General features: G+C 67.1%; 21 protein-coding genes. 13 read left to right on the forward strand and 8 right to left on the reverse strand.

Annotated elements, in window-relative coordinates:
• Window positions 1–16: 16 nt before the first annotated feature.
• Window positions 17–958 carry a J domain-containing protein gene (locus tag ACWRN3_RS05415; RefSeq protein WP_476740053.1) on the reverse strand — a complete coding sequence of 314 codons (942 nt, stop codon included), beginning with the start codon at window positions 956–958 and terminating at the stop codon, window positions 17–19.
• 196 nt (window positions 959–1,154) lie between these two features.
• Here ACWRN3_RS05415 and ACWRN3_RS05420 point away from each other — a divergent pair, with 196 nt between their 5' ends.
• Window positions 1,155–1,850, forward strand: a complete 696-nt coding sequence (locus tag ACWRN3_RS05420) for a hypothetical protein (RefSeq protein WP_324642488.1) — start codon at window positions 1,155–1,157, stop codon at window positions 1,848–1,850.
• A gap of 103 nt (window positions 1,851–1,953) precedes the next feature.
• Here the strand turns inward: ACWRN3_RS05420 and ACWRN3_RS05425 are convergent, their stop codons facing one another.
• Window positions 1,954–2,376, reverse strand: a complete 423-nt coding sequence (locus ACWRN3_RS05425; protein WP_324642487.1) for a hypothetical protein — start codon at window positions 2,374–2,376, stop codon at window positions 1,954–1,956.
• Window positions 2,377–2,464: 88 nt separating this feature from the next.
• Here ACWRN3_RS05425 and ACWRN3_RS05430 point away from each other — a divergent pair, with 88 nt between their 5' ends.
• The 9 genes from ACWRN3_RS05430 to ACWRN3_RS05470 all read left to right on the forward strand — a co-directional run bounded on the left by ACWRN3_RS05430 (window position 2,465) and on the right by ACWRN3_RS05470 (window position 13,221).
• A complete protein-coding gene (locus ACWRN3_RS05430) occupies window positions 2,465–3,124 on the forward strand; it encodes a helix-turn-helix transcriptional regulator (RefSeq protein WP_324642486.1) in 660 nt (219 codons plus the stop codon).
• 47 nt (window positions 3,125–3,171) lie between these two features.
• Window positions 3,172–4,401: a cysteine desulfurase family protein gene (locus ACWRN3_RS05435; RefSeq protein WP_476740054.1), complete on the forward strand. Its 1,230-nt coding sequence runs from the start codon at window positions 3,172–3,174 to the stop codon at window positions 4,399–4,401.
• Window positions 4,402–4,552: 151 nt separating this feature from the next.
• The gene (gene mnmA, locus ACWRN3_RS05440) at window positions 4,553–5,686 is read left to right on the forward strand and encodes a tRNA 2-thiouridine(34) synthase MnmA (RefSeq protein ID WP_324642483.1); all 1,134 of its coding nucleotides are present in this window, start codon (window positions 4,553–4,555) and stop codon (window positions 5,684–5,686) included.
• A 252-nt stretch (window positions 5,687–5,938) separates the two neighbouring features.
• A complete protein-coding gene (locus ACWRN3_RS05445) occupies window positions 5,939–7,579 on the forward strand; it encodes an ABC transporter substrate-binding protein (RefSeq protein WP_324642482.1) in 1,641 nt (546 codons plus the stop codon).
• Window positions 7,580–7,706: 127 nt separating this feature from the next.
• Window positions 7,707–8,798, forward strand: coding sequence for an ABC transporter permease (locus ACWRN3_RS05450; protein ID WP_255172674.1), 1,092 nt, complete (start codon window positions 7,707–7,709; stop codon window positions 8,796–8,798).
• Window position 8,799: 1 nt separating this feature from the next.
• The gene (locus ACWRN3_RS05455; RefSeq protein ID WP_324642481.1) at window positions 8,800–9,846 is read left to right on the forward strand and encodes an ABC transporter permease; all 1,047 of its coding nucleotides are present in this window, start codon (window positions 8,800–8,802) and stop codon (window positions 9,844–9,846) included.
• Window positions 9,847–9,878: 32 nt separating this feature from the next.
• Window positions 9,879–11,573 (forward strand): ABC transporter ATP-binding protein, encoded by a 1,695-nt coding sequence (locus ACWRN3_RS05460; RefSeq protein WP_476740187.1) that lies wholly within the window; start codon window positions 9,879–9,881, stop codon window positions 11,571–11,573.
• Window positions 11,574–11,686: 113 nt separating this feature from the next.
• Window positions 11,687–12,094 carry a chorismate mutase gene (locus ACWRN3_RS05465; protein ID WP_476740055.1) on the forward strand — a complete coding sequence of 136 codons (408 nt, stop codon included), beginning with the start codon at window positions 11,687–11,689 and terminating at the stop codon, window positions 12,092–12,094.
• Entirely contained in the window at window positions 12,091–13,221 is a 1,131-nt protein-coding gene (locus ACWRN3_RS05470; RefSeq protein WP_476740056.1) for a uroporphyrinogen decarboxylase/cobalamine-independent methonine synthase family protein, read from the forward strand. Before ACWRN3_RS05465 ends, ACWRN3_RS05470 begins: the two co-directional genes overlap by 4 nt.
• On the opposite strand, the gene ACWRN3_RS05475 is transcribed toward ACWRN3_RS05470, so the two are convergent.
• From ACWRN3_RS05475 to ACWRN3_RS05500, 6 genes are read right to left on the reverse strand one after another with little or no spacing between them, the layout of a single operon-like run.
• Window positions 13,222–13,935 (reverse strand): DUF4166 domain-containing protein, encoded by a 714-nt coding sequence (locus ACWRN3_RS05475; protein ID WP_476740057.1) that lies wholly within the window; start codon window positions 13,933–13,935, stop codon window positions 13,222–13,224.
• A gap of 46 nt (window positions 13,936–13,981) precedes the next feature.
• Window positions 13,982–15,274: a DUF58 domain-containing protein gene (locus tag ACWRN3_RS05480; RefSeq protein ID WP_324642477.1), complete on the reverse strand. Its 1,293-nt coding sequence runs from the start codon at window positions 15,272–15,274 to the stop codon at window positions 13,982–13,984.
• Complete coding sequence (locus tag ACWRN3_RS05485; protein ID WP_476740058.1) at window positions 15,274–16,287, reverse strand: AAA family ATPase; 1,014 nt, start codon at window positions 16,285–16,287, stop codon at window positions 15,274–15,276. Before ACWRN3_RS05485 ends, ACWRN3_RS05480 begins: the two co-directional genes overlap by 1 nt.
• The gene (locus tag ACWRN3_RS05490; RefSeq protein ID WP_476740059.1) at window positions 16,284–17,522 is read right to left on the reverse strand and encodes a DUF4350 domain-containing protein; all 1,239 of its coding nucleotides are present in this window, start codon (window positions 17,520–17,522) and stop codon (window positions 16,284–16,286) included. The genes ACWRN3_RS05485 and ACWRN3_RS05490 overlap by 4 nt, the downstream gene beginning before the upstream one ends.
• Window positions 17,519–18,157 (reverse strand): DUF4129 domain-containing protein, encoded by a 639-nt coding sequence (locus ACWRN3_RS05495; protein WP_324642474.1) that lies wholly within the window; start codon window positions 18,155–18,157, stop codon window positions 17,519–17,521. The genes ACWRN3_RS05490 and ACWRN3_RS05495 overlap by 4 nt, the downstream gene beginning before the upstream one ends.
• Complete coding sequence (locus tag ACWRN3_RS05500) at window positions 18,147–19,598, reverse strand: DUF7847 domain-containing protein (RefSeq protein WP_476740060.1); 1,452 nt, start codon at window positions 19,596–19,598, stop codon at window positions 18,147–18,149. The genes ACWRN3_RS05495 and ACWRN3_RS05500 overlap by 11 nt, the downstream gene beginning before the upstream one ends.
• A gap of 178 nt (window positions 19,599–19,776) precedes the next feature.
• Here ACWRN3_RS05500 and mtrA point away from each other — a divergent pair, with 178 nt between their 5' ends.
• Genes mtrA through ACWRN3_RS05515 form a run of 3 tightly spaced genes read left to right on the forward strand, consistent with a single transcriptional unit; the run spans window position 19,777 to window position 24,093 of the window.
• The gene (gene mtrA, locus ACWRN3_RS05505; protein WP_255172666.1) at window positions 19,777–20,451 is read left to right on the forward strand and encodes an MtrAB system response regulator MtrA; all 675 of its coding nucleotides are present in this window, start codon (window positions 19,777–19,779) and stop codon (window positions 20,449–20,451) included.
• Entirely contained in the window at window positions 20,423–22,381 is a 1,959-nt protein-coding gene (gene mtrB, locus ACWRN3_RS05510) for an MtrAB system histidine kinase MtrB (protein WP_476740061.1), read from the forward strand. Before mtrA ends, mtrB begins: the two co-directional genes overlap by 29 nt.
• Window positions 22,378–24,093: an LpqB family beta-propeller domain-containing protein gene (locus tag ACWRN3_RS05515; protein ID WP_476740062.1), complete on the forward strand. Its 1,716-nt coding sequence runs from the start codon at window positions 22,378–22,380 to the stop codon at window positions 24,091–24,093. Before mtrB ends, ACWRN3_RS05515 begins: the two co-directional genes overlap by 4 nt.
• Window positions 24,094–24,186: the final 93 nt, after the last annotated feature.

A 24,186-nucleotide genomic window follows, 5' to 3' on the forward strand; every position in this document is an offset into this window, starting at 1 on the left:
TCCTAGCTACCCGCGGTCAGTGCATGCCGCGCAGCAGCCGGGCCAGGACCGGGATGTTCACGGTGTTGGGAGCCGGGCCGGACGCCAGAAATTCCTTCAGGCCCCGCACCATGCCCGCTGCATTGACGATCTGGACGGTTTCCAGGGCGCCTGCGGGGCGGCGGTGGTGATCGATCACCGGCTCGTGGAGGTTGCCGTCGGGGCTGTGCACCACGGTCCATCCCGTGACGTTCAGCTCGGGAAAGATGTCCTGCATGGCCCACACCACCCGGGCGAGCTGCGGGGGTGCCACAGCGCGGCCCCCGTGGTTGAGGGTCCGGCCGTCCCAGGCGTAGGCACCCTTGGGCAGGAGCATCGAGTTGACCAGGGCCAACCGGTAGCCGGAAAGGACGGCGTGGTCGATGTGGCTGTTGTCCGCGGGCGACTGCAGGCCGTTGACCAGCCGGGCGGCAGGGATGGCCGGCAGAACCTGGCGGGTCAGCAGCTGCACGGTGCGCATCTCCCGCTGGATGCGGGCCTCGGCGCCGAAAATTCCCCGCTTTCGAGGCATCCCGTGAACCTGCTGCCGCGCCTGTGCCAGCGGGATGAGTGGAGCATCGTTTCCATCGTAGGGGGGAACGTAGACGGGCGGGTCCCCCGCTGTATTCCTGGCGTTGCCCGGCCGGTGGACGGTGGCGGACGCCCGGCTTCCAGCGGCGGGGGCATCAAAGTGGGCGCCGTCGTCGGACGAAGCATCCCGGACCGTTCCCGCGCCATAGGAGCGGTCGTACGCCTTCCTGCGCTGCGGATCGATCAGCGTCTCATAGGCAGCGGTAACGCGGCGGAACGTTGCGGCGTCGCCCCCGTGGTCCGGATGGGCCATCCTGGCCGCGCGGCGGTAGGCCACCTTGATTTCTTTCTCGGTGGCGGTGACGGCCACCCGAAGGACCTGGTAATGGGAGCTGCTGCTCTCGGTCAAGCAATCTTCCTTCTCTTGGTGCGCGGCTTCCTCAGTCCCGGCGGGAAAGCGGAGCGCCCGCCCAGTCTAGCCAGCATGGATGGTGCGCCTGCGGTGACAACGAACATTCCGGGCTGGTGGGTTCCCGGGAGGCCGGCGTCTAAACTCGTGCGTGCGCGGTGCGAACACCGGTATAAGGGGATGCGACGGAGTGGAGATGGAGATGCCGACGACGGCGGAGCGGGCCGGCAGGGCATGGCGCGGGGGAGCAGCCCTGGTGATCGGCTGCCTGGGTGCCGTGCTTCTAAGCGGTTGCAGCGTGGACGTCCGGGATCCCTCCGTCACCGCAGCCCCTGACGGCACTCCGGTGCCGGCCACTCCCACCATCACCCCCGGCCATGATGCCGCCGCGGTGGCTGCGCGTGATATGTCCTTCGCTGCCGGCGGTGACCTGGCTCCCGGAGTGCCCGTGGCAATCTCCGATGAGCTCAAAGGTGCGCCGGGCTGGCAGCTGGCGAAGGAAAACGTGGCCGGTGCCAGCCAATATGCCAAGGCCGATGGCTGCATCGTTTCCGCACGGGCTGCCACCGGCCAGGCAGCGCTGGTCCGTGGTGACGACCGGGAGTCCACTGTTGCCCTCTTCCAGTACCTGGACGCAACCATCCAGCCCTCGTACTTGAAGACGGCAACCCTGCAGTGGGGCGGTACCCCGGAGGCTCCCGGCCGGAACGTGGAGGTGCTGGCCCTGGAGCAGGCAGCTCCCGGCGGGCGCGCCATTGCGGTACTGGCAAGGGTTTTTGGTACTGCCGGGTCATCGGCCTACGTATCGGTGTCCTGCCCGGATGCGGCAACACTTGGTGCGGCCCGCCAGGACGTGGCCCGGTACCTGCCGCTGGTGCCGCCGACCGCGTAAGGCCCTGCCGTTTGCAGGCGCAAAACCGCCGGCAACTGGAGGGCTCAGCCGCCGGCGGGTCTGTGTGGCTGCAATGTCCTGCGCCCGGCCAACGCCTGGGGAGTCACGCAGTGGTCCGGCTGGTCCCCATTGACAGCCGGTTGAGGGCCAAGGCGCCAACCAGCAGCCCGAAGTCACGCAGAGCGACGTCGTAGAAGCTGCCCAGCAGGAGCAGGTTGATGATGATTCCGGCCAGCCACGCGGCCACGATCAACGAGCCGTATTTAGGACGCACTGCCACGGCCACGCCCGCGATGATTTCCACGACCCCCACGATGTACATGAAGGTCTGGGCCGGCAGCGGCACGACGGCCGTGGCCTGGGGTGCCAGGTACACGGTCCAGTGCGTGAGGATGTTGGTGAATTTGTCCAGGCCGAAAAGGATCGGTGCGACGGTGAACACGGTACGCAGCAGCAGGAACGCCTGCCGCGCCGGCGGCACGGTGGTTGGTGCATGCTGGGCCCGCATTGCCGATGCTGATTTCATGGTGCTCTCCTTCTAAAAGTAGGTATGCCAATTTTAGAAAGATGGCGATCTATAATCAATACATCTTGACTTTGGAATTGGAGGCGCCATGTACCGACTTCCCTGGGCGGACAGGATTGCTGCCGTTGCGTCGCTGACCGACGCCAAGAGACTGCAGCTTTTTGAACTGGTCGCGGCCTCACCACGCCCGCTGGGACGCGACGAGCTGGCCGAAACTGCCGGCATGGCGCGCAGCACCGTCTCCTTCCACCTGGACAGGCTGGTCCAGGGCGGCCTGCTGGCCGTGGAATTCCACAAGCCCGCCGGCAGGACCGGTCCGGGGTCAGGTCGTCCCGCCAAGATGTACCGGCCGGTTGGAAGTGAAGTGGGAGCGTCCGTACCGGACCGGAACTACGACCTCGCCGGGGAGCTGATGGCCGAGGCCATCGAGGCCACCGAGGCCGAAGGATTGGCGGTGGGGGAGTCATTGCGCGCCGTCGCTTTCCGGAAAGGCCGGGCACTGGCAGAAGGTTCCGCAGGCCTGGAAGAGTTCCTGGCAGAAACGGGCTATCAGCCGGAGCCTGACGGGGACGGGGGCTACCTGCTGCCCAACTGCCCGTTCCACCGGCTGTCGCGGGCGCACGCCGCAGTGGTGTGCGACATGAACGGCGCCTTCCTGCGGGGGGCTACGGTTGGCTGCGGCGGCGCCGAGGACCGGGTTGTCCCCGTTGCAGGCCACTGCTGCGCACGGATTACCGGCGGGAGCTGACCGCTCCACGCGGCGGCCACCGGGACCGGCCACGATAGAATTAGAGGATGCCCGCCTACCTCGACCACGCCGCCACCACGCCGCTTTCCGGTGCCGCGCTCGCTGCCTTGACGCGTGAACTGGCACGGACCGGCAACCCCTCGTCGCTGCACGGCTCCGGCCGCAGGGCGCGCCGTGCCGTCGAAGACGCCAGAGAGGCCATCGCGGCCGCGGCCGGCGCCCATCCCTCGGAGGTCATCTTCACGTCCGGAGGCACCGAGGCGGACAACCTCGCAGTGAAGGGCATGTACTGGTCCCGGGTGGCAGAAGAGCCAGGGCGACGCCGCATCCTCTGCTCCGCCGTCGAACATCACGCAGTCCTGGACACGGTGGAATGGCTCGAACGCCACGAAGGTGCCGAAGTGGCATGGCTGCCGGTGGACGGTGACGGCGTTGTGGACCTTGAGGTCCTCGAGAAGGAACTCTCCCGCGACCCCGGCTCGGTGGCGCTGGTGACTGTCATGTGGGCCAACAACGAGGTAGGCACCATCCAGCCCATCGGGCAGATTGTGGAACTGGCGCACGCCGCCGGCGTCCCGGTGCATTCCGACGCCGTCCAGGCGTTCGGCTCAGTGCCGGTGCACTTCAAGGATTCCGGCCTGGATGCCATGTCCATCTCCGGGCACAAGATCGGCGGTCCGGTGGGTGTAGGCGCACTCCTGCTGGGGCGGGCCGTCAAACTGACGCCGGTGCAGCATGGCGGCGGCCAGGAGCGCGACGTCCGGTCCGGGACGCTGGACACCGCCTCCATCGCTGCCTTCGCTGCCGCCGCGGAGTCTGTCGCTGCCGGGCTGCCCGCCGAGGCGGCCCGGATCGCAGCACTGCGCGACCGGCTGGTCGACGGCGTCCGCGAACGCGTTCCGGAGGCAGTCCTCCGCGGAGCGCCCGGCGACCGCCGGCTCCCGGGCAATGCGCACTTCACGTTCCCGGGCTGTGAAGGGGACTCATTGCTGTTCCTCCTCGACCTTGCCGGCATCGAATCATCCACGGGTTCAGCCTGCACGGCAGGGGTGCCCCGCCCCTCCCACGTGCTGCTGGCCATGGGCCTGGACGAGGAAACGGCGCGCGGAGCCCAGCGGTTCAGCCTGGGGCACGCCTCCACGGAAGCCGACGTCGACGCCCTCCTTGCAGCGCTGCCCGAAGCTTATTCGCGGGCGCGCCAGGCCGGCATGGCTGGACACGAGTCCTCCATCCAGACCGCGGGGACCGCGGCCCGGCAGGGCTTTCCGGGCGCTTGAGCCCCAGCCGGCGCGTCCTGCCGCCCGCTTCGCCGGGCGTGAAGCGGGCTGATTTGCCTGCCGCCGTAGAATGGATAGGCGAAGATCGTTTCCGCCGCCGGTACGTCAAGCACGGCCCCGGGCAGCGGGCATCCCCCAACAGAAAGCCAGCATGCGAGTACTAGCAGCCATGAGCGGTGGAGTTGACTCTGCCGTTGCCGCCGCCCGCGCGGTGGAAGCCGGGCACGACGTCGTCGGCGTCCACCTGGCCCTTTCGCGCATGCCGGGCACCCTGCGCACGGGCAGCCGCGGCTGCTGCACCATCGAGGATTCCCGGGACGCCTGGCGTGCCTGCGACGTTCTGGGCATTCCCTATTACGTGTGGGATTTCTCCGAGCGCTTCAAGGAAGACGTCGTCCAGGACTTCATTGACGAATACGCCGCCGGCCGGACGCCGAACCCCTGTATGCGCTGCAACGAGCGCATCAAGTTTGCCGCCCTGCTGGAAAAGGCCATCGCGCTGGGCTTCGACGCCGTCTGCACGGGCCACTACGCCAAGGTCATCGAGGACGCTGACGGCAACCGGGAACTGCACCGTGCGGCGGACTGGGCCAAGGACCAGAGCTACGTCCTGGGCGTCCTCACCCACGAGCAGCTCAAGCATTCCATGTTCCCGCTGGCGGACACCCCCTCCAAGGCTGAGGTACGTGCCGAAGCGGAACGGCGGGGCCTCTCCGTCGCCAACAAACCCGACAGCCACGACATCTGCTTCATTCCCGACGGCGACACCGCCGGCTGGCTGGCCGAGAAGATCGACATGGCCCAAGGTGACATCGTGGATGAAACCGGCGCGAAGGTAGGGGAGCACCCCGGCGCCAACGCCTTCACCGTCGGCCAGCGGCGCGGCCTCAAACTAGGAACCCCCGCCGCCGACGGCAAGCCCCGCTTCGTCCTGGAAATCCGGCCCAAGGAAAACAAAGTGGTGGTGGGCCCCGAGGCGCTGCTGGCCATCGATGAGATCCGCGGCATCAAGGTCTCCTGGGCGGGCCTGCCCATCGCCGAGGTGGAAACAGGCGCCGAGTTCGAATGCTACGCGCAGGTCCGGGCGCACGGGGACCCGGTTCCGGCCACCGCTCGGATGGAGCCCTCCACTGAAGGCACCCGGGCAAGCCAGTTGGTGGTCCGTCTGGTGACGCCGCTGCGCGGCGTCGCACCGGGCCAGACGGTGGTGCTGTACCAGGGCAGCAGGGTGCTGGGCCAGGCCACCATCGACGCCGCCCGCTCGCTCCAGCGCGCCGCGCTGTAATCCGGCCGCCTTCAGCACCGCCACGGTTCTGCCGTGGCGGTGCTTTGCTGTGCCCGGGCAGGCGTCCCTTGACGGTGCTGCTGGGCCCCGCCGGGTAACTTTTAGGAAAATTTTGTGTTTGAACTCACAAAAACGGCCGTCCCGAGGGCTGACTCTCTGATTCAATCTAGGGATCAGCACTGCACGCCGGCGTCTGGGGCTATCAACCTATGACCGCGGGCGTGCGCGTACTCATCGGAAAGAAGTTCACAGATGATCAAGAGCACAACGGCCCTGCACCGCGCCATCGCGCTGGCAGGCATCTCCGCCCTGGCCCTGACAGCCTGCACAGGGCCCTCGGGCGGCGGCGGCGGAGGAACGTCTACCGGAAACGCCGGTGGCGGTGCCATCACTTTCGGAACGACGGACAAAGTCGTTACCCTCGACCCCGCCGGCTCCTACGACGCAGGGTCCTTCCTGGTGATGAACCAGGTCTACCCCTTCCTGATGAACTCCAAGCCCGGCTCGGCTGAGGTCAGCCCGGACATCGCTGAGTCCGCGTCCTTTACCTCACCGACAGAGTTCACGGTGAAGCTCAAGCCCAACCTGAAGTTCGCCAACGGCCACGCGCTTACCGCTTCGGACGTGAAGTTCTCCTACGACCGCGTGGTGAAGATCGACGACCCCAACGGACCGGCGTCCCTGCTCTCGAACCTCAAGTCCGTTGACGTCAAGGACGACACCACTGTGGTGTTCAACCTCAAAGCAGGGAATGACCAGGTGTTCCCCAGTGTCCTGGGCACCAACACCGGCCCCATCGTCGACGAGGAAGTCTTCCCGGCGGACAAGGTGATGAGCGATGAGGACATCGTCGCCGGCAAGCCCTTTGCCGGCCCCTACACCATCGATTCCTACAAGAAGAACGAACTTGTCAGCCTCAAGGCCAACGCTGACTACAGTGGACTGCTGGGCAAGCCGGCCAATGACAGCGCCGTCATCAAGTACTACGCCGACTCCAACAACCTCAAGCTGGACGTCCAGGGCGGCAATATCGACGTTGCCGGCCGCAGCCTGACCGCAACCGACGCCGCAGACCTGGACAAGGATTCCAAGGTCAAGGTGTACAAGGGACCCGGCGGCGAACTGCGCTACATCGTCTTCAACTTCGACACCATGCCCTTCGGCGCCAAGACACCGGAAGCCAACCCCGCCAAGGCCCTCGCGGTGCGGCAGGCCATGGCTGACATCGTGGACCGCCAGGCCATCTCCGACCAGGTCTACAAGGGCACCTACGTCCCGGCGTACTCCGTGGTTCCGGACGGCCTGCCCGGAGCAACCCAGCCCATGAAGGAGCTGTACGGCGACGGCAACGGCAAACCGAGCCTGGACAAGGCCAAGAAGACCCTGGCGGACGCCGGAGTCACCGGCCCGGTCAACGTGAAGCTGCAATACAACCCCGACCACTACGGCAAGTCCTCCGGTGATGAGTACGCCATGATCAAGGAGCAGCTGGAGAAGTCGGGCCTGTTCACCGTGGACCTGCAGTCCACCGAATGGGTGACCTACTCCAAGGCCCGTACCGCCGACGCCTACCCCGTCTACCAGCTGGGCTGGTTCCCGGACTACTCGGATGCGGACAACTACCTCACGCCGTTCTTCATCCCGGGCAACTTCCTGAAGAACCACTACGAGAACCCCACGGTCACGGACCTCGTGCAGAAGCAGCTCACCACGCCGGACAAGACCGAGCGCCAGAAGCTGATCGGCGACGTCCAGACGGCCGTTGCCAAGGACCTGTCCACGCTGCCGCTCCTCCAGGGCTCGCAGCTGCTGGTGGCCGGGAAGGACGTCAAGGGTGTCGAAAAGACCCTTGATCCGTCCTTCAAGACCCGCCTTGGCGTCCTGTCCAAGTAAGCACTCCACCCCCATCGGGCTCTGACGGGCCAGAGGCGGGACGCCGCAACGGTGTCCCGCCTTTTGCCGGTCATCAGCCAGCAACGAGGGGACTGCTGGCTCCCGGTCACCACGAATCCAGGTACCGATGACAACTTTGATTGACGCGCCACCCAGTGACGCCGACGCACTCCTTCCGCCCAAGAAAAAACAAACAGGCGGAGGGCTGGGCCAGTACATCCTGGTCCGCTTCCTCCTGATCTTCCCCACCATCCTCATCCTCGTCACCATGGTGTTCTTCCTGATGCGGATCACCGGTGACCCCATCACCGCCGCCATGGGCGGCCGGCTGCCCCCGGAACAGCTGCAGGAACGGATCCACGCCGCCGGATACGACCGGCCCCTGCTCGTGCAGTACTTCGAATACCTGGGCCAACTGGTCACCGGGAACTTCGGCACCACCCTCTCGGACAACCGCAAGGTCACCGAGATGCTGACCACCTACGGGTCGGCCACCTTGGAGCTGGCAATCAACGCGCTCATCGTCGCGCTGCTGGTGGGGATCCCGCTTGGCATGGTCGCCGCCCACCGGCGCGACCACCTGCCGGATGCAGTGCTCCGGATCCTGGCCATCCTGTTCTACGCCACCCCCGTCTTCTTCGCGGGCATGCTGCTCAAACTCGTGTTCTCCGTGTGGCTGGGCTGGCTGCCGGTAGCGGGCCGCGCAGGCACCCGGACGGAACTGTCCCTCACCGCGCTGGAGGCACCCACCGGCATCTACTGGCTGGACGCCCTGCGCAGCGGAAACATGGCCGCCTTCAGCGACGTCATGTCACATGCTGTCCTTCCGGCGGTGGCGTTGGGCTTCCTGACGGCCGGAGTCTTCCTGCGCCTTGTCCGGACCAACGTCATCGGCACCTTGGGCAAGGACTACATCGAGGCCGGCCGTTCACGCGGCGTCAGCGAGTTCCGCCTGGTCACCAAGCACGCCTACAAGCCGGCGCTGATCCCGATCATCACAGTCATGGGCCTGCAGATTGCGGTGCTGCTCGGAGGCGCCGTGCTGACTGAGACCACCTTCGAATGGAAAGGCCTCGGGTTCCAGCTCGCCAATTACCTCACGGCGCGCGACTTCGTAGCTGTCCAGGGCATCGTGGTGCTGCTGGCCGTCATCGTCGCCGTCACCAACTTCATCGTGGACATCATCGCCGCGCTGATCGACCCCCGCGTGAGGTACTGAAATGTCTGCCGACACCACCCTTGAACCCGTCGCCAACCCACGGGCATCCATGATCCGGCGGCTGCCGGTTGTTTCGCACTTCAACAAGAGCGTCGGACTGCAGCGCTTCATGCTGGTGGTGGGGCTCGTCCTCACCAGCATCTTCCTGCTGACGGCCCTTGCCGCGCCGCTGCTGGCCCCCTATGGCTTCGCGCAGCTGTCGGACGCTGACGGCAGCTTCCCCACCCAGCAGGCGCCCGGCGGCAAGCACCTCCTCGGCACCACGGTGGGCGGTTACGACGTCCTGTCCCGCGTGATCTGGGGTACGCAGACGGCGCTCCTGGTCATCATCGTGGCCGTCATCCTCTCAATTTTCGCCGGTGTCATCCTCGGCCTGGTCAGTGGTTACATCGGGGGGTGGCTGGACCGCGTCCTGGTGGTCGTGGCCGATGCCATCTATGCCTTCCCGTCACTGCTGGTGGCCATCGTTATGGCCATCGTCATCAGTGGTGGACAGTCCAGCCTGTTCGGCGGGATCCTGGCCGCCGCCATTTCCATCACGGTGGTGTTCATCCCGCAGTACTTCAGGGTGATCCGTGCCGAGACCATCCGGCTCAAGGCGGAGCCCTTCGTCGAGTCCGCAAAGGTGGTGGGTGCCTCCAACATCCGCATCATGACCCGGCACATCTACCGCAATGCCACCCGGACCCTGCCGCTGATCTTCACCCTCAACGCCTCCGAAGCCATTCTGACCCTGGCCGGGCTGGGCTTCCTGGGCTTCGGCATTGAGCCGAGCTCGGCGGCCGAGTGGGGCTTCGACCTGAACAAGGCGCTCGCGGACACCACATCGGGCATCTGGTGGACCGGGCTGTTCCCCGGCCTGGCCATTGTCTGGACCGTCCTCGGGCTGACGCTGGTGGGCGAAAGCATTAACGACCTCAACGATCCGCGACTCCGCGGCCGCAAGCGCAGCAGCCGCAAGGCGGCACCCGCTGGCGTACCGGCCACTCCTGCTGGGCCCGCGGCTCCGCATGAATCCGGCCCCGAAACAGAATTGAGCAACCCGTGAGCGAAAACCCCGGTTCCGAAAATCCCGGTCCACTGTCCGGCCGTCTGGAGCAGGACCGGAAGACAGTCCTGGACATCGACCACCTGAAGGTCACCTTCGCCACGGACGGTGGCGACGTGTACGCCGTCAAGGATGTGAGCCTGGACGTCAAGGCGGGTGAGGTCCTGGCCATTGTGGGGGAATCCGGCTCCGGCAAGACCGTCACCGCAAAGACCATCCTGGGCCTGCTCCCGGAAACGGCTGTGAGTTCCGGCGCGGTGCTGATCAACGGTGCCAACGTCATCAGCCTCAGCCCCAGCCGGCTGCGCCAAATCCGCGGCCGGGACGTGGCCATGGTGTTCCAGGAGCCCTCCACCGCCCTGAACCCCGTGTTCACCGTCGGTTGGCAGATTGCCGAAGGCATCCGTGCCCACGCCGGTGCCAACGGCGGGGGACGTGTGTCTGCCAAGGAGGCCAAAGCCCGGGCCATCGAGGCGCTGGGCAAGGTGGGCATCCCCGACCCCGAGCACCGGGTCAACTACTACCCGCACCAGTTTTCCGGCGGCCAGAAGCAGCGCGTGGTGATCGCGGCCGCCCTGGCGCTGAACCCCGGCCTGATTGTTGCCGACGAGCCCACCACCGCCCTGGATGTCACCGTCCAGGCGGAAATCCTGGAACTCCTCCGGGACCTTCGGGGCAAATACGGCACCTCGATCGTGCTGATCACCCACAACATGGGGGTCGTGGCCGACCTGGCGGACCGGGTAGTGGTGATGTACCAGGGCGACGTCGTGGAGGAAGCCCCCGCGAAGACGCTCTTCGCTGAACCAAAGCAGGACTACACCCGCAACCTCCTTGCCGCGGTGCCGCACCTGGGCCGCAATTCGGCGTCGGAAGGCCTCACCGAGCGGCCCCACCAGGATGAGGAAGTGCTGGTGGCCGCCGACAACCTGGAGATTGAGTACCCGGGTCGGCTGGGGACACCGGCCTTCAAAGCCGTTGACGGTGTCAGCTTCACCCTGGCCAGGGGTGAGGTCTTCGGCCTGGTGGGGGAGTCGGGCTCCGGCAAGACAACCATCGGCCGTGCCATCGCCGGATTGAACCGAACCACCGGCGGCAGCCTCAAAGTACTGGGCTACGAGATGCTGAACCTTCGGGAACGCACGTTCAAACCCCTGCGCAAGGACATCGGCTTCGTGTTCCAGGACCCCGCCGCCTCCTTCAACCCGCAGTTGACCATCGGCGAGTGCATCGCCGAACCCATGCTCATCCACACCCGGCCAAGCGACGCCCAGGCCCGCAAGCGCGTTGGCGAGTTGCTTGAATCCGTCCAGCTGCCGGCGTCGTATGCGGGACGGTACCCGCACGAACTGTCCGGCGGCCAGCGGCAGCGGGCATCACTGGCGCGGGCACTGAGCCTGAACCCCAGGCTGCTGATAGCGGATGAGCCGACGTCGGCCCTCGACGTTTCGGTGCAGGCAAAAGTTCTCGAGCTTTTCCGGGACATCCAGGAAGAGTTCGGGTTCGGCTGCCTGTTCATCAGTCACGATCTTGCCGTGGTGGACATCCTGTCCTCCTGGGTGGGCGTGCTGTACAAGGGCAAACTGGTGGAGCAGGGGATCGGCAGCCAGGTCATGGGCAACCCCCAGCACGACTACACCCGCCGGCTGATCGCCTCCCTGCCGGTGCCGGACCCGGCCGAACAGGCCAAACGCCGGGAGGAGCACCGCGCGCTCCTGGGAATCTGACCCGCTGGAAGGCCTGCAGGCAGTCCTGCCACGGACAGCGCCGGTGCCGCCAGATGGGCGGCACCGGCGCTTCACACCCGCGGTGGTTCCTCCGGCTCCCCTAGACTGGAGCCATGACGCAGCACAACCCCAGCTCTCCTGGCGCCGACGAATTTGATCCATCCGCCAGCTCGCTTGCAGGCCACGTGGACGATTCGGTGATGGCTGAACTGCTGTCCATCCGCTCCAGCATTGACAACATCGACGCCACCTTGGTGTACCTCCTGGCCGAGCGCTTCAAGGCGACGCAAAAAGTGGGCTTCCTGAAGGCAAACCACCGCCTCCCCGCCGGTGACCCGGGGCGTGAAGTCGCGCAGATCGCCCGGCTGCGCCGCCTTGCCGAGGATGCCCACCTCGACCCGGCCTTCGCCGAGAAGTTCCTCAACTTCATCATCGGCGAAGTGATCCGCCACCACGAGGCCATTGCCGAGGACCACCAGGCCTCCTCCGGCCAGCAACCGCAGACCTCCGCGCTGGCGTGAACCGGGAACAGCGCCATGCGGGCGCCGGCCCGCTTCCGGCGGGCGCCCCTTTCACCGGTGATCCATCAAACGCTTCCTCATTAAACGCAGCCTCTTCCACCCAGGCCAGGGCCAAAGAAGTCACGGCCACCGGCCTGGGCCCTTGGCCGGGCGAGGATCCGCTGGAAGCCGCCAGGAGCATCCGCGGGGAGCTTGGCAGCCCGCACCTTCCCTTCCTGGCTGAACTGCCGGACCGTGGGGTCGGTTCCGACGCCCTGGGCCGTACCGCCTCCCTCCTGGAGGAACTCGCGGTGGATGTGCAGCCGCACGGCTGGCGGCTCGTGGACCGCCCGGGCAAGGACATGCGGCGGGCAGCGTCGGCGCTGTCGACCGACCTGAACGTCCTGGCCGATGTTGTCGGCGCGGAAGACGTATCGGCGGGTGAACTCAAAGTGCAGTTGGTGGGACCGCTGAGCCTTGCCGCCGGCTTGTACCTGCACAACGGTGAACGCGCCCTGCTGGACTACGGCGCCCGAAGGGACCTGGCCGCCTCCCTCGCGGCGGGCGTGGCCGGTTACCTCAACAGGGTGGCCGCGGCCGTGCCCGGCGCCCGGCTCGTGGTGCAGGTGGACGAGCCCGCCATTGCCGCCGTCCTGGCCGGGACCTTACCCACCGCCAGCGGTTACCGCACCCTCCGCGCCATTGCGGAATCGGAAGCACGCGAGTCTTGGCGCCTGGTCCTGGACTCCCTGCGGGCCGCCGGTGCAGCCGAGGTTGTCGTGTCCTTCCCCGAAATCGAAGCCCCCATCGACCTGGCCCTCTCGGCAGGGGCTGACGGCGTCGCGTTGCCGCTGAAGGCATTGACCAACCGCCAGTGGGAGCAGGTGGCCGGAGCGGTGGAGGCTGGAAAACAGTTCTGGGCCGGTGCCCTGGACGTGCCTGCCGGCGGTCGCCTGCCCAAAGTGGCCCAGTGCGTGGAATCCGTCTGGCGCCCCTGGCACCAGCTGGGCCTGCCGCCGTCGCTGCTGGGCGCTATCCGGGTGACGCCCTCGGAAGGGCTGGCCGGCCACACACCCGCCCAGGCCACGGCCGTCCTGCACCGGCTCACCCAGGTGGCCGACGGCCTGAACCAGCAGGCGCTGGGTTAGCTACACCCTGTTCTCCCAGCGGTCCGGCTGGGCGTAGCGGGGCAGGTAGCTTTGGGCGGAACTGCCGCCGGTGTAGGGGCGCAAGCGGTAGTCGAAGGCCCCGGCGTACACCAGGACCAGGCCGATCTGCGGCTGGATGACCTTCACCTGGATGCGGTGCCGTCCATTGCTGCCTTCGGCCGGGTCCCACCACTGCTCGGCGTAAGCCTTGGCGTCGAGGGCGGCCGGGAGCGGTACCCGCAGAGGACCCACGAAGAGCCTCGATGCCTCAGAAACGCCACGCAGCCTTCCCTCGGCCGTGACACTCAGGTTCAGGTCCGTCACCAGCCGCCGGTAGCGTCCCACGTAGTCCACCAGTTGGGTGTTGCCATCCCTTCGGGTGGCACTGGTGGTGTCCTGGAAGAGCCGGGTGCGGTCCGGGAGGCGGATTTCACGGCGGGCGGTAAGGCTGGAGCGGCCGAACGGATCCTGGTGGGCGTGGTTCTCGATCCGGAACGGGATGTTCTCACCGTATTCCGGGAAAAAGGCCTCTTCCCCGCCCGCCAGCCGCAGCAAAGGGCGCAGCCACCGCTGGCGGCACCCCACGACGTCGAACGTTCCTTCCCCTACCCCGTACTGTCCGGAACCCGGTGCCAGCGAGAAGTACTCCTGAAGCTCTGGCTGCAGCCGGGAGAACCCGGAGCCCAGGGCCTGCCGGTAGATGGGGACGCTCATAACGTGGACCTCCTGTTGCCTGCGGCGGCGCTGTCTGCCTCCGGCTTCACAATCTACCGGCAGCCTTGAGCCGGATGTACATGTCCGCAAGCCGGGGTGGCAGGTCGTGGGGCTCCGCGTCCACCACCTCTGCGCCGTAGCGGCGCAGTTCGGCGGTGACCGCCGCGCGCTGCAGGAGGGCGCGCTCGGCGGCAGCCGCACGGAAGACACCGGTGGCGTCGCTGCGTTCCCGGAGCATGGTGCCCAGCTGGGGGTCGCGGACCGCCGCCACCACCACCACGTGCTGGCTGGCCAGCCGCTCCGCCACGGGCAGCAGGCCTTCCTCGGGAGCTCCGCTGTCCAGCGACGTCAGCAGCACCACGAGGGACCGGTGCGCGGAGACGGCGCGGACCTGCGCCGGGACAGCCGGCCAGTCCATCTCGATCAGCTCTGCCTCAAGGGGAGCCATCGCCTGGACCAGCCGGCCCAGGATGTTGCCTTGGCCTGCGGAACCGGCGCGCGCCCGGGTCCTGCGGTCGAAGGCCACGAAGTCCACCCGGTCGCCGCCCCGTTCGGCCAGCACGCCCAGGAGGAGCGCAGCCTCGATCCCGGTGTCCAGCCGCGTTTCGTCGGCGATCCTCGCCGCGGACGTGCGGGAGGTATCCAGGACCATGACCACCCGCCGGTCCCGTTCCGGGCGCCAGGTCCTGACCACCACCGAGGAGCGCCTGGCCGTGGCGCGCCAGTCAATGGACCGCACGTCATCGCCGCGGACATAGTCACGCAGGGAATCGAACTCCGTGCCGGCGCCACGGATCTGGACGGCGGCCTTGCCGTCGAGTTCGCGCAGCTTCCGCAGCTTCGAGGGCAGATGCCGGCGGGAATGGAACGGCGGCAGCACCCGCACCGAGCCGGGGCAATCGATGGTCCGCTGCCGGGCTGCCAGGCGGAGCGGACCATAGGAACGGATGGTCACATGCGGTGCAGCGAGGTCCCCCCGACGGACCGGCCGGAGCCTGACCGCGAACCGCCTGCTTTCGCCGGCCGGGACGTCGATGGCCTGGACGGGATTTTGGGCGCCCGCTGATGGTTGCCACCCGTCCCTGAACGATCCCCGGAGCCTGCGGGTGCCCCCGTTGCGGAGCGTGAGGACCGCCTCCACCGCGTTGTTGAGCGTGACGTTCTCCGGCTCCGCGCGTACCGCACCCACCCGCTTGGGGGATCCTGCCAACAACAGGTCGACGCCCAACAGGGCAACGAGCACGGCGGCCGTGGTGAACACGGTCAACCATCCCGGGAACAGCAGCACCGGCACCAGGCCCAGCAGCACCACCGCCACGAAGCGCCCCGAGACGGCCATCAGCGGGGAACAGGGACGGAGGCCAGGATGCTGCCCAGGACGTCGTCCACCCGGACCCCGTCCATTTGGGCTTCGGGCTGCAGCGCCACCCGGTGCCGCAGGCAGGGCAAGGCCAGGGCCTTGACGTCGTCGGGGGTGACGAAAGGACGCCCCGAGAGCCAGGCCCAAGACCTGGATGTATTGAGCAGGGCAGTGGCACCGCGCGGTGAAACACCAAGCTGGAAGGAGGGAGCGGCCCTGGTGGCGCGCACCAGGTCAACGATGTAGCCGATAATTTCCGGTTCCACCGCTACGCGGTTCACAGCTTCCCGTGCCCGTTCCAGGTCCTCCGCGCCCGCCACGGCCCGGACGCCGGCTGCTGCCAGGTCCCGGGGATCGAATCCGGCGGCATGCCGGCGGATGACCTCAATCTCCTCGCCGCGTCCGGGCAAGGGCATGGTCAGCTTGAGCAGGAACCGGTCCAGTTGCGCCTCGGGCAGCGGATACGTCCCCTCGTATTCCACCGGGTTCTGGGTTGCCGCCACCAGGAACGGGGCCGGGAGACGCCTGGCTGCCCCGTCCACGGACACCTGCCGCTCTTCCATGGCTTCGAGGAGGGAAGCCTGGGTTTTTGGCGGGGTCCGGTTAATCTCATCGGCCAACAGGAGGTTGGTGAAGACCGGTCCTTCCCGGAAGCTGAACTCGGACGTATGGGAGTCGTAAACCAGCGATCCCGTGACATCGCCGGGCATGAGGTCGGGGGTGAACTGCACCCGCTTGGTGTCCAGGCTCAGGGCGGAGGACAACGCCCGGACCAGCAGGGTCTTGGCGACCCCCGGTACGCCTTCCAGCAGCACATGCCCCTGCGAAAGCAGGGCGATCAGCAGGCCCGTGACCGTGGCATCCTGTCCCACCACTGCCTTGGCCACCTCGCGGCGGACGGCAAGCAGCGCCTGCCGTGGGCCGTCGTCGTTCATCGGGCTGTTGGGGTCTGTGAGGTTCAGGACCCCCGGGCCACTGCTCTGTTCACTCATCGGGTCATGACCTCTTTCTCCAATTTGTCCAGGGCCTGGGACCAGGCCACCAGCCGGGCTTCTGTTGTGGGGCGTTCATTAACCAAGGCGCGGACGCCGGCCGGGTCCCTGCCAAGGAGCCGGGCTGCTGCGGCAATCGTGTCCTCCGCTGTGGCGCCGGGCCCCAGCCGCAGTTTTCCGGAGAGCCGCACCAGCAGGCCGGCGCGCAGGTTGTCCCGGGCCTGGTCGACGGCACGGGAGTCCTGGTAGAGCCGGGCGCGGCCTTCCGCCGTTTCAACCGCCTTGACCACCACGGGCAACGGTTCGAACACCAGCGGCCCGTGCCGGCGGCCACGCCATAGGATGGCAACGACCGCCACCAGCAGCAGCCAGGGGCCCAGGAAGCGGGCCCAGCCCGGTGCAAGGTCGTCGAGGGTTTTCCCGGACCCGTTGGCCGCTGCATCTTCGATCGAGGGCAGGTACCAGACGAGATCCGGTGCCGCGCCGAGCAGCCGGACCGCGAGGGCGGCGTTTCCCAGCTCGTCCAGTTTGTCGTTGCCCAGGACCGCCGTGCTGCCCAGGACGGCCAGCCGGCCGTCACCGCTGACGGCAAGCATCCCGGCGGTTCCTGCCGCACGGTAGCAGGTGGTGTCGCCGTCGTACACGAATCCCTTGTTGCCCGTGACCTGTCCTGCTGCTTCTGCGTCAGGTTGGGTGCAGCCGGGGTCAAGGACCGGAGAGGCGTCGGGGACGACGCCGGCCTGGTGGATGCCGCTGTCAAGGGCGGCGAGGGTGTCCAGCCTGGGGGTGACCACCACCATGCGGTCAGCAGCAGCCATCAGGCCGGCCAGCTGCTGCCTGTCCAGCACACCGTTCCTGTCATAGAGCAGGAGGGTGGGGGAGGAGCTTGAGTGCAGGTCGTCCAGCGCAGCGTCGAACCGGCCGGGGGTGTGGACAGAAACTCCGTGCCGGCCCAGGATTTCGCTCAGCGCCCTGGCCCCCTCCGGTCCGGCATTGTGGACTGAAAGGGGCAGCCTGTCACCCTTGGGCGCCAGCTGCGTACCGATGACCAGGGCCAGTGCAGCTGCCACCACCGCTGCTGCTGCGGTGGCAGCACGATGCTGCCGCAGCCACCTCATCAGCGAGCCGGCCAAGAGTTTCCGGCCCGTCGGATCAGGTCCTTGGGACTGCCGCGTTCCTTGGGCCGCGTCCGTGCCTTGTCCAGGCTCCGTGCCGGCAATGGTGGGTCCGCTCATAACTGTGTCACCGTGCTGCCGGCGGCGGCAGGTTTCATGGCATCCAATGCCGCGTCCAGTGCCACCATTTCCTGGTAATCGCCACTGCCCGCTGCCCTGTTTCCGTAGCGGATGCCGTCAAATGTGGCCGCTGCCCGGGCCAGGCGCCGGGATTCACCGGCGAACGGCACGGACAGCGCCTGCGCGGCTTCGTCTGCCGTCCTGCCTGGCTGCGGATCAAGGATGGTCCGGTTCTCGGCGCTGCGGACCACCGCACGGAAACGGTCGACGACGGCGTCGCCCCATTGTGCGGCTGCGGCTGCGGCTTCCGCGCGGTTCCGGTAGTCCCCGGCGGTCAGCGCGGTTTCCCTTTCGAACACGTCGCTGGCCTCTCGTGCCCGCGCGTTCAGCCGGGGGCGGGCAAGGAGGATGGCGGCGGCGATGATGACGGCAATGACGAGGGCGATGACGGGGCTGGGCACCGGTGCGGCATCCCCGGGCGAGCCGTCAAGGGACTGCAGCCAGTCGAGGAAGTTCCGCCACAGTGTGTCCAGCCAGGAGGGGGCGGCGTCCCGGTATTCAGGTTTGGCCAACTCTTCTGCCGCCCATCGCCGGGCCTCGTCGGCTCCGGGCAGCACCGGCGGCTCAGCGGCCATACGGCCATGCCCCCGGGGCTGTGCCGTACCCGGGGTACGGGGTGCTGCCGGTCCCGGCGTTCCGGCCCGGGATCCCGTCGGGATCAGCCCCGGTCTCCAGGTCGCGCAGCAGCACGATGTCCAGGCCGTCCTTGCGCATCCGCAGGTCCATGTAGAGCAAGGCCATGACAGACGTTTGGAAGGCGTAGCCCACCGCACCCACCAGGGCACCGACCACCGCGGTAATGATGCTGATGACCACGGTAAGCGTCGCCTCCTGCCCGTTGCCGCCGTGCGGCGAGACGACTCCTGACAGGACCGTCGGCAGGATGCTTGCGGGGATCAGGACCACCTGGGTGATGACAGCGACCAGGATTCCCACCACCAGGGTGATGCCAAGGATGCGCCACCAGTTTGCCCGCGTGAGGGCCCACGAGCGGCGCAGTCCGGCTAGGGCGCCCAGTTCTTCGATGACGACGGCGGCAGGCGCCACCATGAGCTTGATCGCCACCCAGAGGAACAGGACGGCGAAGCCCATCATCAGCGGGATGACCAGCAGCGCTGCCGCGCCGCGGACATTGGAGAACAGGAGCACGATGACGGCGAAGAAGAGCGCTATCGCGGCCACTGCGGCAGCCACCAGCACGGCGGCCAGCCTGATCAGCGCCCCGATCCGTGGACGCACCAAGGACAGCATGCGCCGGAAGCCGGTGGGCCTGTTCAGGACGGACCTTGCCACGGGGACCACCATGGCGCCCTGGAGAACCACGGACATGAAGACGGACAGGATGGACAGAAAGGCGAAGGTAACCATCAGCCCAATCCCGAGGGATGCGACGTCGGCGCTGCTGGCGGTCGTCGCCCAGGATTCAATCGACCCGGACGACGTTGCAACGACCCCTGTAAGCACTGCGGCGAGGATGGCCGACAGGGACTGGGCCAGGATGCCGGCGCCCAGCATCGCCTTGGCATTGCGCCGGATGCCCTGGAACGAGCCATCCAGGATTTCCCCGAACATCAGGGGACGCAGGGGGATGATGCCCGGCTTTGGCGGGGCGACATAGCGGGGCTGTCCGTAGGGGGAGGCTCCGTAAGGCGCACCGGGGTACGGCACACCGGGGTAGGGCGGGCCGGAGTGCGGCGCGTCGGAGTAGGGGTACTGTCCACGCTGTTGCCACTGGGGCGGTTGCTGCGGCGACTGCTGTTGCCAGGGCCGCCGTTCCTCCCACCCGGGTGCCTGCTGCGCCGGGTGCACTGGCGCCCACTGCTGTTCGGCGGCGGATTGCTGCCCTGGGCCGGGCTGCTTGCCTGTGTCCGAATGCCGGCCTGCCGGCGGCGCCCACGGCTGCTCCCAGGCAGGTGCCGGGCCGGGTCCTCCGGCGCCGGCGGACCCGCCGTCGTCATGTCTGTTGCCGGGCCACGCCGGCGTGGGCTCCCCGCGCTCCGGCTCCTGTGCTGACACTGATTTCCTCCCCCATATCAGTCCGCCTGCCCCGCGTGCCGGCCGCCGGAAGGCGCGCACCGGCAATGCAGGGCATGACCCCAAGACTATAGTTCCGCCGTCGGCCGGCCTAGTGTCCCCGCCATGCCCGGAAGCCGCTCAACAGGACAAACCCATCCCGATAAGGGAATATATAGCTATGAAGGCACGCATTTTGGTGGTAGATGATGACGAAGCGCTGGCCGAGATGATTGGAATTGTCCTCCGTAATGACGGCTTCGAGCCGGTCTTTTGCGCCGACGGCGCCCAGGCCCTCGACGTTTTCCGTTCGTCGCGGCCGGACCTGGTCCTGCTCGACCTCATGCTTCCCGGTATGGATGGCATCGAGGTCTGCCGCCAGATCCGCGCTGAGTCGGATGTGCCCATCGTCATGCTGACCGCCAAGTCAGATACCTCAGACGTCGTCCGCGGACTGGAATCCGGCGCTGACGACTACGTGCCCAAGCCGTTCAAACCCGCCGAACTGGTGGCACGCGTGCGCGCCCGCCTTCGCCCCGGCGACCAGAAGGCCCCCGAGACGCTTAAAATCGCGGACATCACCATTGACGTCGCCGGGCACACCGTCAGCAGGGGCAGCGAGCGGATCTCCCTGACGCCGCTGGAATTCGATCTGCTGGTGGCATTGGCCCGCAAGCCCTGGCAGGTCTTCACCCGCGAACTGCTGCTGGAGCAGGTCTGGGGCTACCGCCACGCCGCTGATACCCGCCTGGTCAACGTCCATGTCCAGCGCCTGCGGTCCAAGATCGAGCAGGACCCGGAAGCTCCGGAAGTTGTATTGACGGTGCGTGGTGTCGGCTACAAAGCAGGGGTCTGACCCCGCTGCGCAGGGCGGGCAACCGGACCAGCGCACAACGCCGCACGCCGCTGATGATGGTTTGAGCCGCGGCGCCGGGCAGGACAGCCCATCCCAGGGCGGCGACGAGGCCAACGTGCCCGGACCCGGAAATTCCGTGACTCCCGGTCTTCGGCATGTTGCCTTCCGCGCACGGATCTGGCAGCGCCGCGCCGTGATCGTGGCGCTGCGCGTGGCACGGCTGGTGCGGACCGGAGTCCGCCGCTTCCTCCCGGGGCTGAGGTACCTTGGCCGGGCGCTGCAGCAGCGCTGGCGCCGGTCCCTGCAGTTCCGAACCGTTCTTACCACCCTGATGCTGGCCGTGACGTCCTTCGCTGTGGTGGGTGCCTACTTGTCCAACCAGATCGCCAACAACCTGTTCCAGGAGCGGCTGACGCAGGCCGAATCCGAGACACGCTACAACGTAAAGCAGGTTCAGGAGACGTTCGACGGCGCCCAGGTCACCGACCAGTCGAGCGTCATCACCCTGGTCTCGGACACGCTCAGCGCCGTGGAAGGGCGCGGTTCGGTCATCCAAAGGCGCTACGTCTTCGAGGCGGTGCCCAACCAGACCAAACCCCGCAACCGCTGGGTTGAATCCCGCGCGTCGGACCAGTTGACGGTCAGCGTCATCCCTCCTGACCTGCGCAAAGCAGTCCAGGAATCCGGGAAGGACCAGTACTGGGCATCCACCGTCATTCCCGTTGGGACCGAGGACCGGCCGGGAATCGCCGTGGGCAACAAGGTGACCTTCAACGGCACTGTCTACGAGCTGTACCTGATCTACGACCTCAACACCGCGCAGCAAACTCTGAATGAGATCCAAAGCGTCCTCTGGGCCGGCGGTGCGGTACTGGTCCTGCTGATCGGCGCCGTCGCCTGGTATGTAACGCGCAACGTGGTCAGCCCGGTGAGTCACGCCGCCATGGTTTCCGAGAAGCTCGCAGCCGGCCAGCTGCAGGAGCGCATGGTGGTCAAAGGCGAGGACGAGGTGGCCCGCCTTGGTGCCTCCTTCAACCACATGGCAGCCAGCCTGCAGGAGCAGATCACCCAGCTGGCCACGTTGTCGCAGATGCAGCAGCGCTTTGTGTCCGACGTTTCGCACGAGCTCCGGACACCGCTGACCACCGTCCGGATGGCCGCGGAGGTTCTGTACGACGCCCGGGATGACTTTGACCCCATCAACAAACGGTCCGCCGAGCTGCTGTACAACCAGGTGGAGCGCTTCCAGTCCCTGCTCTCCGACCTGCTGGAAATCAGCCGCTTCGATGCAGGCGTGGCGGTCCTGGATGCTGAACCTGAGGACCTGCTCCAGGTCATCGCCCACGTCATTGAGGGCGCGGCGCCGGTCGCAGCCGAGTATGGCTCGGAAATCCTCTACACAGCCCCGGACGAGGCCGTGATCGTGGAAATGGACGCCCGGCGGATCGACAGGATCCTGCGGAACCTGATCCTGAACGCCGTGGAGCACGGTGAGGGCAAGCCGGTGACTGTCACGGTCGCGATAAATGAGACGGCGGTGGGCGTTTCCGTCCGGGACCACGGGATCGGAATGGACCCATCGCAGGCGGCCAGGGTCTTCGACAGGTTCTGGCGTGCCGACCCCGCCCGCGCCCGCACGACAGGAGGCAGCGGCCTGGGACTGTCCATCGCCATGGAGGACACCAAACTGCACCATGGCTGGCTCCAGGCATGGGGCAGGAAAGGCGATGGCGCCAACTTCCGGCTGACCCTTCCGTTGCGGCAGGACGGCGCAATCACCGAGTCACCAGTTCAGCTGGAACCCAGGGACGCCACCATACCCGGAGCGCCGGGAAGCATACCCGCGGAACAGGACTACAAAAACATGCTGCTGCTCCAGACTCGTGCGGCCGGTCCCGCCCCAGTGCGGCCCCCCGAGGAGACACCATGAGGGCCTCGATGCGCCATGCCAGGTACCCCGCGGCACTGCTCGTGCTGCTCATCGTCCTCCTGTCGGGCTGCGCGCGGATCCCCACCTCCGGCCCGGTGGGGAAAAGCAGCGAAAGCAGCGCCGGCAACGTCAACGCGCCCGTCTTCCTTCCCGCAGCACCCCAGCCCGGTGCGTCCCCGGAAACAATCATCGACTACTTCTACCGGGCCGGCAGCGGCTACGAGGACGACTACGCCGTGGCCCGCCAGTACCTGACGCAGGCGTCGGCGGTGTCCTGGAAGCCGGACAAACGAGCCTTGGTCTACCGGGAGGCACGCGTCGTCCCCACAGAAACAGAAAACGTCTTCAACTACGAGCTGGATGTCTCCTACACCGTGGACGCCGACGGCATCGCCACCCAGTCGCCGCCGGGAACAGTGGAACGCATTCCGGTGACGGTGACCCAGGTGGACGGCGAGTGGCGGATCTCCGCGATTCCGGACGGGACGGCCATTGCCGAGGAAACGTTCAAAGTGATCTACGGCGCCTACCCCATCTACTTCTACGACCCCACGTTCACCTACGCCATCCCGGATGTCCGCTGGTTCCTGAAGAACAAGACCGTCAAAGCCATGACCAGCGCGCTGCTGGCCGGGCCCGCCCCATACCTCCGCGGCGCCGTCGCCAGCGCGTTCCCATCGGGAATCAAGCTGGCACGTGAGTCTGTCCCGGTGGTCTCCGGGGCCGCGCAGGTGGATCTGACGGCAAAGGAGCTGACGGAAACCTCGGCGGAGGACCGGTTGCGCATGCAGATGCAGCTGACCCTGACGTTCCGCAGCCAGCCCGACGTTGTCAACGTTGAGCTGCGTGCCAACCAAGACCTGGTCCGGGTGGAGGACAACGGGTCCGTCCTTCCTCCGGTGCTGGATAAAACCGTTCCTTCCCGCCAGATCGCCATCAGTGGCAATGAGTTGGTGCGCTACGAAAACAACCGCGTTTCGCCACTGCCCGACATGCAGCCGGTCTCCGCGCTAAACCCGCGCTACCCTGCGGAATCCCCGGTGTCGCAGACCGCCGCCTTCCTCAACGACGGCGGCACCACGCTGTACAGCATCAGCCCGGGGCAACCTGCCCGTGCCCTGACCACCCGGAGCACCCTCAGCCGGCCGTCCTTCAGTGTTAACGACTGGGTGTGGACGGCCGGACCCGGTGCTACCGGTGCCACCGAAGTCGTGGCGTTCCATCCCACCGGAGTGGCGGAGGGGGCACCTGTCCCGTCCGTGACGCTGGCGCCATCGTGGCTTGCCGGCCGGAAGGTGAAGGAGCTCCGGATCTCACGCGACGGCGTGCGCGCCCTGGTCATTTCAGAGCAGAACGGGAAGTCCAAGGTGCAGGTGGCCGGGGTGATCCGCGCCGGCGACGGCACGCCGCGCGAACTGACCGCGCCCATCACTTTGGTCAGCGCCGGCGATCCCGACCAAGGTGTGTGGGTGAACGGAACCACCGTTGCCGTTATGAAGGAGGCAGCCGGTGCGAACGTCACGCCGGAGCTGCTGTCCCTCACCTCCGGACAGCCGCAGCAGCTGGCTCCCTGGCCCGGACTGGTTGCCATCAGTGCCGGAAATGGTGCAGACGACATCTACGTCCAGTCCGGAGAGGGTATCTTCCAGCGCCTCGGCAATGGCTGGTCGCCGCAGATCAAGGGTCCCATCGACCCCGCGTTTCCCGGCTGACCCCTGTCATCCGACTTGTCCACATAGGTGCGCCAGACTCTCCTGATGCCTGGGCATCTGCTGCATGCTGGGGCAGTGAACGGAATATCCGGA

Source organism: Pseudarthrobacter sp. rb (genome assembly GCF_056389225.1).